The sequence below is a fragment of the Streptomyces sp. NPDC022552 genome, assembly GCF_055561875.1.
Map to the genome: position 1 here is coordinate 241,021 of NZ_JBVHGJ010000007.1, position 17,021 is coordinate 258,041.

The window sequence follows — 17,021 nt, forward strand, 5'->3', positions numbered from 1 at the left end:
ACGAGGTGGCGGGACCGTCTTCCGGTCCCGCCACCTCGTTCCGTCATGGCTCAGGTGTTCACGTCCGCGGCGTCAGTCCGCGACCACCAGCGACGGCGTCTCCTTCGTCAGCACCTCGCCGCGGAAGAACGCGGGGCTCCGGCGCTGCATGACCAGCATGATCACCAGGCCGACCAGCAGCAGCCCGACACCGATCACGAAGACCGAGCCGACGCCGAGGACCGAGGAGCCGCTGCCGTAGGCGGGGTCCCACATGTCGTAGAGCGTCTTGCCGAAGACCGCGGTGAGCAGGACGCCGCCGAGGACCGGGCACAGGCCCTTGTAGACGAAGTCCCGGCCGGAGCGGAAGAGCTCCTTGCGGAAGTACCAGGCGCAGGCGAACGCGGTCAGCGAGTAGTAGAAGCAGATCATCAGGCCGAGCGCGTAGATCGTGTCGACCAGGACGTTCTCGCTGACCAGGGTCATCACCGTGTAGAAGACGCCGGTGGCGACGCCCGCGATGATCGTGGCCTTGCCCGGCACCTTGAAGCGCGGGTGGACCTTGGCGAAGGACGCGGGGAGCGCCTCGTACGTCGACATCGCCAGCACTGTGCGGGCCACCGGGATGAACGTCGTCTGGAGGCTGGCCGCCGCCGAGGCGAGGACGGCGATGAAGAGCAGGATGCCGAGGGCCGGGCCCATGACCGGTCCGGCGAGGGCCGCGAAGACGTTGTCGGAGGTCTCCGGGTTGGCCAGGCCGAGGCCGCTGTCGCCGGAGCCGACCGCCATCTGCGCGGCGACGCCGGTGGCGAGGTAGGAGCCGACCAGGACGACCATCGCGATGAGCGCGGCGCGGCCGGGGGTCTTGGCGCTGCCCGTGGTCTCCTCGTTGGTCGCCATGCAGGCGTCCCAGCCCCAGTACATGAAGATCGAGAGGGACAGACCGGCCGTGAAGGCGGCGAAGGACTGGACGGCGAACGGGTTCATCCACTCCCAGGAGAAGGAGAGCCCGGTGTCGAAGGAGCCGCTGCCGGCCTTCTGGAAGGCCATCGCGACGAAGAGCGCGAGGACGACGAGCTGGAGTGCGACGAGGGCGTACTGCACGCCCTTGGTGGCGGTCATCCCGCGGTAGCTGATCGCGGTCGCCAGGGCGATCAGCGCGAGGCAGGTGAGGATGTGGACGGCCTTGTTGTCGTCCAGGGCGGCGATGGATTCGCTGCCGGTGATCTCCCCGGCGAGGAGCCAGAAGTACGAGGTCGCGACGCCGGCCAGGTTGGACAGGACGATGATCGTCGCGATGACGAGGCCCCAGCCGCACATCCAGCCGATCCGGGGGCCGAAGGCCTTGACCGTCCACGTGAAGGAGGTGCCGCAGTCCGGCATCACCCGGTTGAGCTCCCGGTACGCGAAGGCGACGAGGAGCATCGGGAGGAACCCCGCGAGGAAGATCGCGGGCATCTGGAGCCCGACCTCGCCGGCCGTGGAGCCGAGCGTGGAGGTCAGACAGTAGACGGGGGCGACGGTCGAGATGCCGATGACGGCACTGCCCATCAGCCCTACGGAGTTTCCGCCGAGGCCCTTGGTGCGTACGCCCTGGCTCTCACCCGAGGCGGTGACGCCCCTTACCGTGTCTCCGGCCTGGGGCCGTGCATCCACCTGAGTCATGAACAGGACGTTAAGTGCTGCGGTTTCCACATCCGGAGGAGACGACTCCAGGACATGGGGCGATCTTCACCTTGCATTGAGAGGGCGACAAGACCCTCTCGGCATTGATTGAAAGATCGACCACGCGCCGACACCGACCGATTGGCAGGCGTCTCAGAAGCCGTCCGATATGCGGGAACCGCAGCACTGCCCTAAATGTCCGTTTCCAAATTTTCCCGAAGAATTTTCCGGGCCGCGCGGGGAGGGGGGTCGGCCGGCGCCGGGACCGGGGGCGGCCGGCGCCGGGGCGGATGTCAGCCGGGCCAGACCACCGCCTGCGTCTCGCTGTACGCATGGAGTGCGTAGGACCCCACGTCCCGCCCCACGCCGCTCTTCTTGAACCCGCCGAACGGCGCCTCCATGTTCCGTCCGATGGTGTTCACCCCGACGCCGCCCGCCCTCAGCCGGGCCGCGATACGGAATGCGCGGGCCACGTCACCCGACCACACGTAGTCGAGCAGCCCGTAGTCGCTGTCGTTCGCCAGCGCGATGCCCTCCTCCTCGTCGTCGAAGGGGACGACCACGACGACCGGGCCGAAGATCTCCTCCCGGACGACCCGCATGTCGTTGGTGCAGTCCGCGAGCAGCGTCGGCGCCACGTAGAAGCCGCGCTCCATGGCCGGGCGCTCACCGCCCGCGACCACCCGCGCGCCCTCCTTCCGCCCCAGCTCGACGTATGCCTCCACCCGGTCACGGTGCGCCGCCGAGATCACCGGGCCGACCACCGTGCCCTGCACCGTCGGATCGCCGACCTTCATGAAGGCCAGATAGCCGGTGAGCTTCTCGATCAGCTGCTCGTAGATCCCGCGCTGGGCGAGCACCCGGGTCGGGGCCGTACAGATCTGTCCGCTGTAGAAGGAGAAGGTGGTGCCGATCCCCATCACGGCGGAGTCGAGGTCGGCGTCGTCGAGGACCAGCGCCGCGCCCTTCCCGCCCAGCTCCATCAGCTGCCGCTTCAGCGCCCGGCCGCAGACCTCGCCGATGCGCTGCCCGACGGCCGTGGAGCCGGTGAAGGAGACCATGTCGACGGCCGGGGAGTCGACGGCCGCCTCGCCGACGGCGGTGCTCGTGCCCGTGACGACGTTGACGACACCGGCGGGGACGCCCGCCTCCTCCAGCGCCCGGGCCATCGCGTACACGGAGAGCGGGTCCTGCGGGGCGGGCTTCACCACGACCGTGTTGCCCATGGCGAGCGCCGGGGCGACCTTGCCGGCCGGATTGGCCCAGGGGTTGTTGTACGAGGTGATGCAGGTGACCACCCCGACCGGGCGGCGCACCGCGACGGCGCCGAAGACCCCGGCCTTCCCCATGGGTCCGGCCTCGTTGATCTGCGGGGGCAGCGCCTGCTCGACCGGTTCCAGGGCGCCGCGCGCGTACCGCCGGAACCGGGAGGAGCCGACGGCGACCTGCATGCCGCGCGCGGTGCCGGTGGTGGCGCCGGTCTCGGCCTGCGCGAGGACGGTGTGCGCGTCGGCGTCGCGGGCCATGAGGTCGGCGGCCCGGTCGAGGATCGCGGCCCGTTCCTCCGGTTTCGTACGGGACCAGGTCGCGAAGGCCTCCCGGGCGGCGTCCGCCGCCTCGTACACCTGGTCGCGGGAGGCCTCGGGCGCAAGGCCGACGACCTCCTCGGTGGCCGGGTTGACCACCTCGTAGTGCCCGCCGTCGGGCTCGACCCACTCGCCGCCGATGAAGAGTCGCTGCGTCACCTGGTGGACACCGTCCTCGTGTCGCGGCCCGAGCGCAGCACCCTGCCGGGGATCGCACCGGTCACCTCGTCGTCGCGGATGGTCTCCACGCCGTTGACGCGGACGGAGACGACGCCGACCGCCCGCGAGTCGAGCCGGGGGCTGTCCCCGGGCAGGTCGTGCACCAGGGTCGCCGGGCCCGCGTCGATCCGCTCGGGGTCGAAGAGGACCAGGTCGGCGTGGAACCCCTCGGTGATCCGCCCGCGCTCACGCAGCCCGAAGAGCCGGGCGGGGTCGTCGCTGAGCATCTTCACCGCCTGCTCCAGCGGGACCAGCTTGCGGCCGCGCAGACAGTCGCCGAGGAAGCGGGTGGTGTACGGGGCGCCGCACATGCGGTCCAGGTGCGCACCGGCGTCGGAGCCGCCGAGCAGCACGTCCTCGTGCTCCCAGGTCTCGCGGCGCAGCGCCCAGGAGGCCGGGTCGTTGTCGGTGGGCATGGGCCACAGCACGGTCCTCAGCTCGTCGTTGGCGCAGATCTCGACGAGGCACTGGAAGGGGTCCTGTCCGCGTTCGGCGGCGATGTCGTTCACGACCCGCCCGGTGAGGCCCTCGTTCTCGCGGCTGTAGGTGTCGCCGATGACGTACCGGCCGAAGTGCGCGAGGCGGCGGAAGACGCCGGCCTCCTTGGAGTCGGCGCGGCGCAGCATCTCGGCGCGGACGTCCGGGTCGCGCAGCTTCGCGATCCGCCCGGGCACGGGAAGCGCCAGGATCTCGCCCCAGCCCGGGATGAGGTTGAGGGCGCAGAACGTGCCGAGCGACATGTTCATGGGGGTGAGGATCGGCATGGTGAGCGCGACGATCCGGCCGCCGGACTTGCGGGCGCGTTCGGAGGCGACGAGCTGGCGGGGGACGCGTTCGGGGACGGTGGCGTCGATGGTGAGGACGTTCCAGTTCAGGGGGCGTCCGGCGGCGGCCGTCATGTCGACGAAGAGGTCGATCTCCTCGTCGGAGAACTGGTCGAGGCAGCCGGCGAGGATCGCTTCGAGCTGGGTGCCCTCGTGCTCGCCGACCGCCGCGGAGAGCGCGATCAGTTCGGCGGGGGTGGCGTGCCGGGAGGCGACGGGGGCGCCGTCGCCGTCGGAGTGGGTGGACGACTGGGTGGTGGACAGGCCCCAGGCGCCGGCCTCCATCGCCTCGTGGAGCAGCGCGGTCATCCGGTCGAGCTGCTCGGGCGTGGGCTGCCCGCCGACGGCCTCGGCGCCCATCACGTACCGGCGCAGGGCGCAGTGCCCGACCATGAAGCCCGCGTTGACGGCGATCCGTCCTTCGAGGGCGTCGAGGTACTCGCCGAAGGAGGACCAGCTCCAGTCGACGCCCTCCTCCAGGGCCTTGAGGGCCATGCCCTCGACCTTGGACATCATGCGGCGCGTGTAGTCGGCGTCCTCGGGCCGGTCCGGGTGGAGGGGCGCGAGCGTGAAACCGCAGTTGCCGCCCGCGACGGTCGTGACGCCGTGGTTCATGGAGGGGGTGGCGAAGGGGTCCCAGAAGAGCTGGGCGTCGTAGTGGGTGTGGGGGTCGACGAAGCCGGGGGCGAGGACGAGACCGGTGGCGTCCTCGGTGGTGCGTGCGCTCTCGGTCGTCGTACCGGGCGCGGCGATCAGGGCGATCCGCCCGTCGCGTATGCCGACGTCGGCGACGAAGGCGGGGGCGCCGGTGCCGTCCACGACGGTGGCGCCCTTGATCAGGTGGTCGAGCATGACGGTCCCTTTCTGCGCGTGGACACGCCCCGGCCGGGGACGCGGTAGCCGGCCGCGGCTACGACGTCCCCGGCCGGGGCCGGTACGGAACGGTGGTCCGGGAAGACACCGCCCCGCGCTCGTGTCGGGCGGGGAGCCCCGGCCCGGTGGGCGAGCCCCGTCAGTCCGTCGCGGCCTGGCGGAAGCGGGTCGTGCGGTGGACCGGGTCCGTGTCGATCTTGGGGATCACGTGCTCGCCGATCAGCTTGATCGTGTTCATCGTGTCCTCGTAACTGATCCCGATCGGCAGCCCGAACGACAGCTGGTCCGCGCCCGCCTGCTCCCAGCGCTTGCACTGGCGCAGCACCTCGTCCGGGTCGCCGCAGATCATCAGCTCCTCCGCGATGAGGAGTTCGATGATCTCCGCGCTGTACTCGGGCAGCAGCTCCGGCCACTCGGGGATGCCCTCGGGCCGGGGGAAGGTGTCGTGGTAGCGGAAGAGGAGCGACTGCAGGTAGTTGAGCCCGCCGCTCACCGCGATCTCGACGGCCTTGTCGTGCGTCTCGGCGCAGATCGCGGTCGAGGTGACCATCACGTTGTCGTTGACGAAGTCGCCGACCGCCCTGGCCTCCTTGATCGCGGTCTTGTACGACTCGACGACCCACTCCATGTCGGAGACCTTCTGCACGCTGAAGCCGAGGACGCCGAGCCCCTTCCTGCCCGCCATCGCGTACGAGGACGGCGAGCCGGCCGCGTACCACATGGCGGGGTGGGACTTCCCGTACGGCTTGGGCAGGACCTTGCGCGGCGGCAGGGACCAGTGCTTGCCCTGGAAGCCGACGTACTCGTCCTGGAGCCACATCTTGGGGAACTCGGCGATCGTCTCCTCCCAGATCTCCTTCGTGTGGTTCATGTCGGTGATGCCCGGCATGAACCCGAGGATCTCGTGGGAGCCCGCCCCGCGCCCCGAGCCGAACTCGAAGCGGCCCTGGGAGAGATGGTCGAGCATGGCGACCTTCTCGGCGACCTTGACCGGGTGGTTCACCGGCGCCAGGGGGTTGAAGATGCCGGAGCCGAGGTGGATCCGGTCGGTGGCGTGGGCGAGGTAGCCGAGGTAGACGTCGTTCGCCGAGAGGTGCGAGTACTCCTCCAGGAAGTGGTGCTCGGAGGCCCAGGCGTACTTGAACCCGGACGTGTCCGCCTGGATGACGTACTCGGTCTCCTCCATCAGTGCCTTGTGCTCGGCCTCGGGATCGGTCTCGGCACGCTTGCCGACGTATCCCTGTACGAAGATCCCGAATTCCAAGGGGGTTCACCGTCCTCGTTGTTTCTGACGTACCATCAGATTCTCGATGTGCCCGACTTTCGCACCGCGCGGCAGGTGCGTCAATACCTGATGGAGCGTCAGAAGCGGTCAGAAGAGCTTCACGCCCGCCAGCCAGCCGCCGTCGATGACGAACGGCTGCCCGGTGATGTACGAGGAGTCGTCGGCGGTCAGGAAGAGCGCGAGCGCCGCCACCTCCTCCGGCTTCCCGATCCGCCCCATCGGCACGAGCTGCCGGTACAGCCCGGCCGTCGCCTCCGGGTCCACGCCCTCCGGGTTGCTCATCGGGGTGTCGATCGCTCCGGGACAGACCGCGTTGACCCGGATCCCCTTGGCCGCCAGCTCCAGCGCCGCGACCCGGGTCAGCCCGAGCACGGCGTGCTTGGTGGCCGCGTACGCGCCGACGCCCGCCATACCCGTCAGACCCGTGTACGAGGCGGTGTTGACGATCGTGCCGCCGCCGGCCGCCTCGATCTCGGGCGCGACGGTACGGATCCCCAGGAAACAGCCGACCTGGTTGACCGAGACGATTGCCTGGAACTCCTCCAGGGGCGTGGAGACCAGCTCGTTGAAGCGCAGGATGCCCGCGTTGTTCACCAGGCCGTCGATCCGCCCGAAGCGCTCCTTGGCGGCGGTGACCGCCGCCGTCCACTCCTCCTCCCGTGTGACGTCGAGGTGGACGTAGACCGCCCGCTCCTCCCCCAGCTCCTTGGCCAGCGCCTCGCCCGGAGCGTCGAGCACGTCGGCGAGGACGACCCGGGCCCCCTCGGCGGCGAAGAGCCGCGCCTCCTGCTCGCCCTGTCCGCGCGCCGCGCCCGTGACGACGACGACCCGTCCGTCCAGCTTGCCCATGTCCGTCCAACTCCTCAGCTCAGGTGGGGGGCGACCTCGGCGGCGAACGCCGCCATCTGATCGGTGAGTTCGGTACGGCTCCGGGAGCGGAACCGGACCTGGATCTGGTGCACGCCCATCGCGCCGTACGCGTTCAGCGACTCGGCCAGGGCCTCCGGCTTGCCCGACAGCGTCCGCCGGCCGACGTCCCAGCCGGCCTCGCCGACGTACAGGGCCTCGACGATCGCCCCGACGGTGATCGGGTCCTCGATCCCGGCCTCCTCGCGCAGGGCCTTGAGCCGGGCGATCTGGGCGGGGAGCCTGTCCCGCGGGTCGCCCTGGGGCAGCCAGCCGTCCCCCTTGAGGGCGGCCCGGCGCACGGCGGCCGGCGAGGACCCGCCGACCCAGACGGGCACATGCTCCTGGGCGGGCCGGGGCAGCTGCCCGAGGTCCTTGAAGGCGAAGCGCTCGCCCGCGTGCTCCGGGTACTCCTCCGGGCCGAGGGCCGCCCGCAGCGCGTCGATCGTCTCGTCGAGCACGCCCCCGCGCCCGGCGAAGTCGGCCCCGACCGCCTCGAACTCCTCCTGGACGTGCCCGGCCCCGACCCCGAGGACCAGGCGGCCGCCGGAGAGGTGGTCGAGCGTCGCGTACGCCTTGGCGGTCACCAGGGGGTGGCGCAGGCCGACGACGGCGACGTGCGAGAGCAGCCGGACGCGCTCGGTGGCGGCGGCCAGGAAGGAGAGCGTGGCGACCGGGTCGTACCAGATCGTGCTCATGGGTCCGGCGAGTCGGCGCGGGATGGCGACGTGGTCGCAGCTCGCGATGTAGTCGAAGCCGGTCCGGTCGGCGACGCGGGCGATCTCCACCAGGTCGGCGGGGCCCGCGGCGGCCTCCCAGGGCTCGGCGTAGAGGGTGCTCTGCGACTGGACCGGGAGCTGCATCCCGTAGACCACCATGGTGGACCCCCTATGGATCTGACGATTCGTCATATCGATTGAGTGGCCCTCATGCTCGCTTCTGACGGGTCATCAGACAAGGGGTCGGGGGGCGCCGTGCCGGAACCGTCCCGGGCCTGTCTCAGGCACGTAACCGGCTGAGTGCCCCCTACAGCCGTCTCCGTACTCCCCCGCGAAGGCAACGCACACCACACACAGGGGGAACCATGAACACCCAGCGCTTCGGGATGATCGCCGCCGCCACCACGGCCGCCGCCCTGCTGCTCACCGCCTGCGGCGGCACCGAGGACAAGGCCGCCGACAGGCCCGCCGGGAGCGCGGCGACCGGGACCGGGAACGCCGGATCCGGCACCGGCGCCGCCGGGTCCGCGTTCGACTTCCTCAGCGGTACGGCGAAGCAGAACAACGCGCAGCCGAAGACCGGCGACTGGGCGAACGCTCCGGGCAAGCCGCAGAAGTGGGTCCAGCTGAGCGCGGCCCGGGCGGGCGCCCTCGACCCGGTCGTCGTCAACGGCGCGGGCTTCACGCTCTACCGCTTCGACAACGACACCGCGAAGCCGTCCAAGTCCACCTGCAACGACGCCTGCGCCACCACCTGGCCGCCGGTCGTCGTCGCGCCGGGCGGACGGATCTTCATCGACGGCGTGAAGAAGTCGGACGTGGGCGTGGTCAAGCGCGACGACGGCAACCTCCAGGTCACCATCGGCGGCTGGCCGGTCTACCGCTTCGCCAAGGACCTGCGCCCCGGTGACACCAACGGGCAGGGCGTCGGCGGCACCTGGTTCGGGGTGACGCCGAGCGGCACGAAGGCGGGCGGCGGCTCCGCGCCCACCGGGGGGAACAGCAGCGTCACCCTCTCCGACGAGACGAACTTCGGCGACCCGTCCGAGGGCCTGGCCGGCACCGGCTGCCAGAACGTGGGCCGGAACGACCGGGCCTCCTCGCTCCAGGCGAGCGGCACGGTGAAGATCTGGACGGAGAAGGACTGCAAGGGCACGTCGAAGTCGGTGAGCGGCAACATCGCCGACCTCGCGTCGATCGGCTTCGACGACACGATCTCCTCGGTCCGCCTCGGCTGAGCCGTACGGCATGGCGGCCGCACCCCACGACGGGGTGCGGCCGCTCGTCGTTGCGTCACGGCACCCAGAGCCCGTCCGCCGTCAGGCCGAGCAGCTCGATCGCGTTGCCGCGCACGATCCTCTCCACGACGTCCGGTGCCAGGTGCCCCATCTGCGCCTCGCCGACCTCGCGCGACTTGGGCCAGGTGGAGTCGGAGTGCGGGTAGTCCGTCTCGTAGAGAACGTTCCCTACGCCGATCGCGTCCAGGTTCTTCAGGCCGAAGGCGTCGTCGAAGAAGCAGCCGTAGACGTGCTCGGCGAAGAGCTCCGACGGCGGGCGCAGCACCTTGTCGGCGACTCCGCCCCAGCCCCGGTTCTCCTCCCAGACGACGTCGGCCCGCTCCAGGATGTACGGGATCCAGCCGATCTGCCCCTCGGCGTACATGATCCTCAGGTTGGGGAAGCGCTCGAACTTCCCGCTCATCAGCCAGTCCACCATCGAGAAGCAGCAGTTGGCGAAGGTGATGGTGGAGCCGACCGCGGGCGGGGCGTCGGCGGAGGTGGACGGCATCCGGCTGGAGGAGCCGATGTGCATCGCGACGACGGTGCCGGTCTCGTCGCAGGCGCGAAGGAACGGGTCCCAGTGGTCGGTGTGGACCGACGGGAGCCCGAGGTGGGGCGGGATCTCGGAGAAGGCGACGGCGCGGACACCGCGGGCGGCGTTGCGCCGCACCTCCTCGGCGGCGAGTTCGGCGTCCCAGAGGGGTACGAGGGTGAGCGGGATCAGCCGACCCCGGGCCTCGGGCCCGCACCACTCCTCCACCATCCAGTCGTTGTACGCGCGGACGCCGAGGAGGCCGAGCTCGCGGTCGCTCGCCTCGGTGAAGGTCTGCCCACAGAAGCGCGGGAAGGTGGGGAAGCAGAGCGCGGACTGGACGTGGTTGACGTCCATGTCGGCCAGCCGGTCGGGGACGCTGTACGAGCCGGGGCGCATCTGCTCGTAGGTGATGACCTCGAGCCTGATCTCGTCCCTGTCGTAGCCGACAGCGGTGTCGAGGCGGGTGAGCGGCCGGTGCAGATCCTCGTACACCCACCAGTCGCCGATCGGGCCGTCGTCGCCCTTGGCACCCATGACGGGTGCGAACTTGCCGCCGAGGAAGGTCATTTCCTTCAGGGGCGCGCGGACGATCCGCGGTCCGGTGTCGCGGTACCTGGACGGGAGCCGGTCCCGCCAGACGTGAGGCGGCTCCACGGTGTGGTCGTCCACCGAGATGATCTTCGGGAAGGTCTCCATGCGTTTCACGGTAGCGCCGATCTGACGACCCGTCAGCTAATTGGTCGGCCGAATCATGTGGCAGGACTTGTGCAGACAGTGACCCGATGCTGACGCATCCCCTCCGGGCAAGGCAGACTGTCAGGGGCGAAACCAGCGGTACGGCAGGGGGAGCTATGGACCGTGAGAACGGCCCGCACGTTCCGGAGCAGCGAGCTCCGCTGACAGGTCGCGTCCGCACGGACGACCTGCGCTTCAGCGTGCTCGGCCCGGTGCGCGCCTGGCGGGACGGCGCCGCCCTCCCCTCGGGCTCGCCCCAGCAGCGGGCCCTGCTCGCAGCGCTGCTGCTGCGCGACGGGCGCACGGCGACGGCCTCCGAACTGATCGACGCCATCTGGGGCGACGAGCCGCCCTCGCAGGCGCTCGCGGCGGTACGGACCTACGCCTCACGGCTGCGCAAGATCCTCGACACCGGGGTCCTGGTCAGCGAGTCGGGCGGCTACGCCATCCGTACCGCCGACGCCGGCGCCCTCGACCTGAACGTCGCCCAGGAGCTGGCCGCCGAGGCCGACAAACTGCGCGGCGCGGGCGACCGCGCGGCGGCCAGGTCCCGGCTGAACAAGGCCCTCGGGCTGTGGGACGGCGAGGCGCTGGCCTCCGTACCGGGGCCGTACGCCGAGACCCAGCGCGTACGCCTGGAGGAGTGGCGGCTCCAGCTCCTGGAGACCCGGCTCGACATGGACCTGGAGGCCGGCGCGCACGCGGAGGCCGTCTCCGAGCTGACCGCGCTGACCGCCGCCCACCCGCTGCGGGAGCGCCTGCGCGAACTGCTCATGCTGGCCCTCTACCGCAGCGGCCGGCAGGCCGAGGCGCTCGCGGTCTACGCGGACACCCGCCGGCTCCTCGCCGACGAGCTGGGCGTCGACCCGAACCCGGAACTCTCCCGCCTCCAGCAGCGGATCCTCCAGGCGGACACCGAACTGGCCCGCCCGGTCGAGGAATCGGCTCCGGCGCCCGCCGTCGCCCGGCCCGCGCAACTCCCCGCGACGGTCCCGGACTTCACCGGCCGCAACTCCTTCGTACGGGAGCTGGGGAAGCGGCTGGCCACGGCGGAGGGCTCCGTGATGGCCGTGTCGGCGCTCGCGGGCATCGGCGGCGTCGGCAAGACGACGCTCGCCGTGCACGTGGCCCACGAGGCGCGGCCGCACTTCCCCGACGGACAGCTCTACGTCGACCTCCAGGGCGCGGGCTCCCGTGCCGCGGCTCCCGAGACGGTCCTCGGCGCGTTCCTGCGGGCCCTCGGCACGCCCGACTCCGCCATCCCGGACTCGCTGGACGAGCGGGCGGCGCTGTACCGCTCGACGCTGGACGGCCGGAGGGTCCTCGTACTGCTCGACAACGCGCGGGACGCGGCCCAGATCCGCCCCCTCCTGCCGGGCACGGCGGGCTGCGCGGCGCTGGTGACCAGCCGCATCCGGATGGTGGACCTGGCCGGGGCGCACCTGGTGGACCTGGACGTCATGTCGCCGGAGGAGGCGCTCCAGCTCTTCACCCGGATCGTCGGCGAGGAGCGCGTCTCGGCGGAGCGGGAAGCGGCCCTCGACGTGGTCGCCGCGTGCGGCTTCCTGCCGCTGGCGATCCGTATCGCCGCCTCCCGGCTGGCCGCGCGCCGCACCTGGACGGTGGCCGTCCTGGCGGCGAAGCTCGCCGACGAGCGCCGCCGCCTGGACGAACTCCAGGCCGGCGACCTCGCCGTCAAGGCCACCTTCGAACTCGGCTACGGCCAGCTGGAACCGGCCCAGGCCCGTGCGTTCCGCCTCCTCGGCCTTGCCGACGGCCCGGACATCTCCCTCGCGGCGGCCGCGGCCGTCCTCGACCTGGAACTCCACGACACGGAGGACCTCCTGGAGGCGCTGGTCGACACCTCGCTCCTCGAATCGGCGGCCCCGGGCCGCTACCGCTACCACGACCTGGTGCGGCTCTACGCGCGTGCGTGCGCGGAGAGGGACGAACAGCCTCCGGTGGAACGGGAACTGGCGCTCTCCCGGCTGCTGGACTTCTATCTGTCGACGGCGGCCCGCGTGTACGCGATCGAGCGCCCCGGGGAGCGCGTCCTCGAGCACTTCGAGCGCACCCAGTACCCCGGTCTCGCCTTCGACACGCAGGAATCCGCCCTGGACTGGCTCTTCACCGAGGCCAACGGCCTCCTCGCCTGCGCCCGCCAGTCCGCCGGCAACGGCCTCCTCCGTCGCGCCGCGGACCTCCTGATGGCAGCCGTCGACCTCGCCGAGTCGGGGGCGAACACGCACCAGTTCGCGCAGGCGGCCACGGCCGTGAGCGAGGCCGCGGCCAAGGCGGGGGAGATGCGGGCGGAGGGCCGGTCCCGGACGATGCTCACCCATGTGCACAGCACCTCGGGCCGGTTCGGCGAGGCGGCCGACGAGGCCCGCCGCGCGCTGGAGGCCGGCCTCGCGGCCGGTGACCCCGTCTCGTCGGCACAGGCCCCCAACCAGCTGGGGATCATCGCGCTCTACGAGAGCCGGCACACGGACGCGGAGACCCACCTCTCGCAGGCGCTCGCCGCGTTCCGGGCGGACCAGAACAAGCCCGGGGAGGCCAGCGCGCTGTGCAACCTGTCCCGGGTGCACCTCGCCATGGGCCGCATCACCAGCGCGGTCGAGCTGGCACGGCAGGGGATCGCGATCTACGAGAAGTCGGACGACGGTCTGCCGCTGCGTCTCGCCAACGGCAAGTACGCGCTCGGCCTCGCGCTCACCGAGGCCGGCGAGACCGGTCAGGCGCGCGCCGTCCTCACCGAGGCGCTGAGCGTCTTCCAGGAGAGCCGGCAGAAGCTGTGGCACGGCATGACGCTGTTCCGACTCGCCGAGGTCAATCTCGCCGAGCGCAAGTCCGCCTCGGCGGCCTCCCACGCGGAACAGGCGCTCGCCGTACTGCACGGGATCGGCGGCGAGTGGCGGCGGGCCAACGTCCTGACGGTGCTGGGGCGCGGCCTGTCGGCGCTGGGTCAGATCGACCGGGCGCGGGTGTGCTGGCGCGAGGCGCTCACGGTCTTCGAGGAGCTCGACTCCCCCGAGGCCACGAGTGTCCGCGCGCTGCTGCACCCGGCCGCCGTGGCGTGACCGCACCAGGTCGTTCATCAATCGTTTATCGCCGCACGGCACTCTCATGTGTGTCGATCCGCCGCGTCGGGGGGCAGACGGATCGCGATGAGGCCCCACCGTTAGGGTGATCGGCCCTGGACGTCCCACCCGGCGATCCACGGGGGAATCGCCGGGCGGGCGTCGCTCTCGCCACGTCCATCAGCTACAGGAGATGACCTTCATGGCCGACAACCTCAAGCCCACTGACGCCCACGCCACGGGCGAGGAGATCACCACGCTGGGCGACGCGCACGCGACGAGCGAGCCGATCAAGCCGCTGGACGCCCACGCGACGAGCGAGCCCGTCAAGCCCGTCAAGCCGCTGGACGCCCACGCGACGGGTGAGCCCCTCACGTAGACGACCCGGGCCGGCCCACGGGGGAACGAGGGGCCGGCTCGCGACGGGGGACGGCCCCGGCGGCGCCATCGGGGGAGCTGCCGAAGCCGTGACTGTCCGGGATGCCGACGCGCAAGGCTCGGGGGACGTCCGACGGCCGGGGGGACCGGTCGGACAGGGCCTGACGCGCGCGGCGCGCCGGACAGCGAGGAGGGGCCGGGCATCCGCCCGGCCCCTCTTGCGCGCGCTACGAGCTCCCGGCCAATCCCTGGCCGGAACGGCACGCAACCATCGAACCGGCGTTCGCGATCGCGCAGGCTGGAGCGACGCACGTCCGTCTTCTCACAAGGAGTTGCTCATGTCCCGCACCCAACGCCTGCTGGCCGGAGCCGTCGTGGCCGCGGCGCTCGCCATCGGCACGGCGACACCGGCCCTGGCGGACGTCCACGCCACGAGCTCCGGCCCCCAGGACTTCCACGCCACGAGCACCACCCACGAGGACTTCCACGCCACGGGCGCCGGCCCCCAGGACTTCCACGCGACCTGACGACCAGGGCGGGCTCCGACCAGGATGCAGACCTCCGAGGTGGTACACGCGGCCGTACAACCTTGACCGGTCGTCGTGAGTCCTGTGGTCGTGGCGAATGGACGCCACGACCGCAGCCCCGGAAGGAACCCCCTTGAAGCACCTCGGCCCCGCCGGCCGTCGCCTCGCCGTCGCCGTCGTCACGGTGACCGCCTGGGGTCTCACGGCCCCCGCCCTCGCGGCAGGGCCGGTGTCCTCCGCCGTCACCGTTCAGCGGACGGCGGACGAGCGGGCCCCGCTCGACATCCCGGCCGATGCGAAGCTTCTCAGCGCGGGCCGGACGGGCATGCTCACCAGCACGGGCTGGCAGCCCGATTCCGCCGTCTACCGCTGGACGCCCTTCGCGGGCGGAGCCACCGTCACGCTCCCCGCCGGGCCCAAGTGGGGCAGTACGGGTACGGACCTCGTCGCGTCCAAGGACGGGAACGTGTACACGCTCACCGACATGAGCGGGACGTCGGCGCCGGTCGTGATCGACACGTCGGGCCTCACCACCTCCGGCGAGCTCTACCTGCGCAGGGTCATCGGCACGACGCTGGTGATGAGCCACTACCTGAACGGCAAGCTCACCCACCACCTGGTCTCCGTGGAGAACGGCCGGACCGTCAGCCGCCCGGTCGCCAGGCCGGGCGACCGCTACGAATACGACCTGCACGACGCCGGGCCGGGGCAGATCGTCATCGGATACGGCAGTGCCGAATCATCCGGCTACGTGCGGCGGCTCGGTGTGGTGGACATCGCGACCGGCGACGTGACGGAGACGTATGAGGCCGTCGCCGACTCGTCGTCCGAGATCGGTTCGGTCGCCCGGTCCTCGAACCACGTGGCGTGGATCGAGTCGCTCCGGAGTCCCGTTCTGGCCTACGTGCCCCGGGGCACGCAGGACGTGCAGCGGGTGCCGCTGACCACCACGGGCGACGCCCGCGGCGTCGAGGTCCGCCCGCTCGGCGACTGGGCGCTGTACGTCCGGCCCGGCGGCGGCACGTCCTCCACCGGCGCCGATCCCCTGTACGCGCTGACCGCCCGTTCCCTGACCACCGGCGAGACGTTCCCGGTTCTGGACCACGCGTCGTCCACCGCCTACGACCAGGACGGGAACCTGCTCGTTCTCGGCGGGACGATCGCGCAGGGCGAGGGGCTGTACCGGATCGCCCCGGACAGGACCACCGGCAGGCCCGCCGCCACGCTCGTGCGCGGCTCCGGCCGGCCGACCGCCCTCACGGTGCTCTCGGAGAGCCTGCCGCCGACCGGCGCCTTCGACTTCGACCGCGCGGGCGGGCAGCTGACCGCCTCCATGAGGCTCAGCCGCTCCAACGCGACGCTGAAGCTGAAACTGACGCACACCGCCACGGGCCGCACCGCCGAGCCGTACACCTACTGGCCCGGCGGCGAGCTGACCCACCCCGCGACCACCTGGGAAGGGTGGTTCGACATCGGCTACCCGGCCTACAACGGCGCCTACACCTGGAAGCTGACGGCCGCGCCCGCCAACGGCATCGGCCCGAGCATCGAGCGCAGCGGTTCCTTCAACCTCACGCGTGCGCCGCGGCCGCACGACTTCGACGGCAACGGCGCACCGGACGTACTGGTCCGCGAGTTCGGCTATCTCTCCCTGTACGACGCCGGGCAGATCACCCGCCTCGGCAGTCACGAGGGCGCGGACGAGACCCGGATCGGCCACGGCTGGAACACGTACGACCGGATGACGGCGACCGGAAACCTCGGCGGCACCCGCAACGGCGACCTCGTGGCCCGGGACAAGACCGGGGTCCTCTGGTTCTACGACGGCAAGGGCGACCCCAGGGCGCCCTTCGCGCCGCGTGTGCGGGTCGGTGGCGGCTGGCAGATCTACGACAGACTCGCCGGAGGCTCGGACCTGACCGGCGACGGACGCAACGACCTCCTCGCCACCGACAAGACCGGCACCCTCTGGCTCTACCCCGGCACCGGCAACGCCACCACACCCTTCACCACCCGCAAGAAGGTCGGCGGCGGCTGGCAGATCTACAACCAGCTCACCCTCCCCGGCAACCTCGGCGGCGCCGCCCACGGCGACCTCATCGCCCGCGACAAGGCCGGCGTCCTCTGGCTCTACCTCGCCAAGGGCGACGGCACCTTCGCCACCCGAACCCGCATCGGCGACGGCTGGAACGCGTACAAGGGCGTCGCGGGCGTGGGCGACGTGGACGGCGACGGCCGGAACGAACTGATCGCCCACCGGGAGGACGAGGGCCAGTACCCCGTGATGGTCGTCTACCGGGGCACAGGGCAGTGGAGGGCCCCGTTCGACTCGGGCAAGACCGTCCTCCCCCGGTACGAGTACTGGAACGGCGAGATCTTCTGATGCAACACCCGCACTCGTACAGCACGTTCCACAAGGAGAGCCGCCCC

Annotated in this window: 12 protein-coding genes; 5 read left to right on the forward strand and 7 right to left on the reverse strand. The window is 71.4% G+C overall.

Features of this window, described 5'->3' with window-relative positions; all coding sequences use genetic code 11:
- Positions 1-72: 72 nt before the first annotated feature.
- From ACZ3OF_RS20735 to ACZ3OF_RS20760, 6 genes are all read right to left on the reverse strand, one after another.
- Complete coding sequence (locus ACZ3OF_RS20735) at positions 73-1,644, reverse strand: APC family permease (RefSeq protein WP_361671692.1); 1,572 nt, start codon at positions 1,642-1,644, stop codon at positions 73-75.
- A gap of 293 nt (positions 1,645-1,937) precedes the next feature.
- Positions 1,938-3,389, reverse strand: a complete 1,452-nt coding sequence (locus tag ACZ3OF_RS20740) for an aldehyde dehydrogenase family protein (protein WP_467306074.1) — start codon at positions 3,387-3,389, stop codon at positions 1,938-1,940.
- A complete protein-coding gene (locus tag ACZ3OF_RS20745) occupies positions 3,386-5,125 on the reverse strand; it encodes an N-acyl-D-amino-acid deacylase family protein (protein ID WP_361671687.1) in 1,740 nt (579 codons plus the stop codon). Before ACZ3OF_RS20745 ends, ACZ3OF_RS20740 begins: the two co-directional genes overlap by 4 nt.
- A 160-nt stretch (positions 5,126-5,285) precedes the next feature.
- Positions 5,286-6,410, reverse strand: coding sequence for an LLM class flavin-dependent oxidoreductase (locus ACZ3OF_RS20750; protein ID WP_361671685.1), 1,125 nt, complete (start codon positions 6,408-6,410; stop codon positions 5,286-5,288).
- Positions 6,411-6,518: 108 nt separating this feature from the next.
- Positions 6,519-7,280, reverse strand: coding sequence for an SDR family NAD(P)-dependent oxidoreductase (locus ACZ3OF_RS20755; RefSeq protein ID WP_361671683.1), 762 nt, complete (start codon positions 7,278-7,280; stop codon positions 6,519-6,521).
- Between the two features lie 14 nt (positions 7,281-7,294).
- Complete coding sequence (locus tag ACZ3OF_RS20760; protein WP_361671681.1) at positions 7,295-8,215, reverse strand: LLM class F420-dependent oxidoreductase; 921 nt, start codon at positions 8,213-8,215, stop codon at positions 7,295-7,297.
- Between the two features lie 206 nt (positions 8,216-8,421).
- On the opposite strand from ACZ3OF_RS20760, the gene ACZ3OF_RS20765 reads away from it, so the two are divergent.
- Entirely contained in the window at positions 8,422-9,294 is an 873-nt protein-coding gene (locus ACZ3OF_RS20765) for a hypothetical protein (RefSeq protein ID WP_361671678.1), read from the forward strand.
- Positions 9,295-9,349: 55 nt separating this feature from the next.
- Here the strand turns inward: ACZ3OF_RS20765 and ACZ3OF_RS20770 are convergent, their stop codons facing one another.
- Positions 9,350-10,567, reverse strand: a complete 1,218-nt coding sequence (locus tag ACZ3OF_RS20770; protein ID WP_361671676.1) for an amidohydrolase family protein — start codon at positions 10,565-10,567, stop codon at positions 9,350-9,352.
- A 155-nt stretch (positions 10,568-10,722) separates the two neighbouring features.
- Between ACZ3OF_RS20770 and afsR the strand changes: the two genes are divergently transcribed.
- The 4 genes from afsR (at position 10,723) to ACZ3OF_RS20790 (ending at position 16,974) form a co-directional block, all read left to right on the forward strand.
- Complete coding sequence (afsR, locus tag ACZ3OF_RS20775; RefSeq protein WP_361671673.1) at positions 10,723-13,686, forward strand: SARP-family global regulator AfsR; 2,964 nt, start codon at positions 10,723-10,725, stop codon at positions 13,684-13,686.
- Between the two features lie 202 nt (positions 13,687-13,888).
- Positions 13,889-14,065, forward strand: a complete 177-nt coding sequence (locus ACZ3OF_RS20780; protein WP_361671670.1) for a hypothetical protein — start codon at positions 13,889-13,891, stop codon at positions 14,063-14,065.
- A gap of 337 nt (positions 14,066-14,402) precedes the next feature.
- Positions 14,403-14,591 carry a hypothetical protein gene (locus ACZ3OF_RS20785; RefSeq protein WP_467306080.1) on the forward strand — a complete coding sequence of 63 codons (189 nt, stop codon included), beginning with the start codon at positions 14,403-14,405 and terminating at the stop codon, positions 14,589-14,591.
- 133 nt (positions 14,592-14,724) lie between these two features.
- Positions 14,725-16,974: an FG-GAP-like repeat-containing protein gene (locus ACZ3OF_RS20790; protein ID WP_467306082.1), complete on the forward strand. Its 2,250-nt coding sequence runs from the start codon at positions 14,725-14,727 to the stop codon at positions 16,972-16,974.
- The last annotated feature ends 47 nt before the right edge of the window (positions 16,975-17,021 follow it).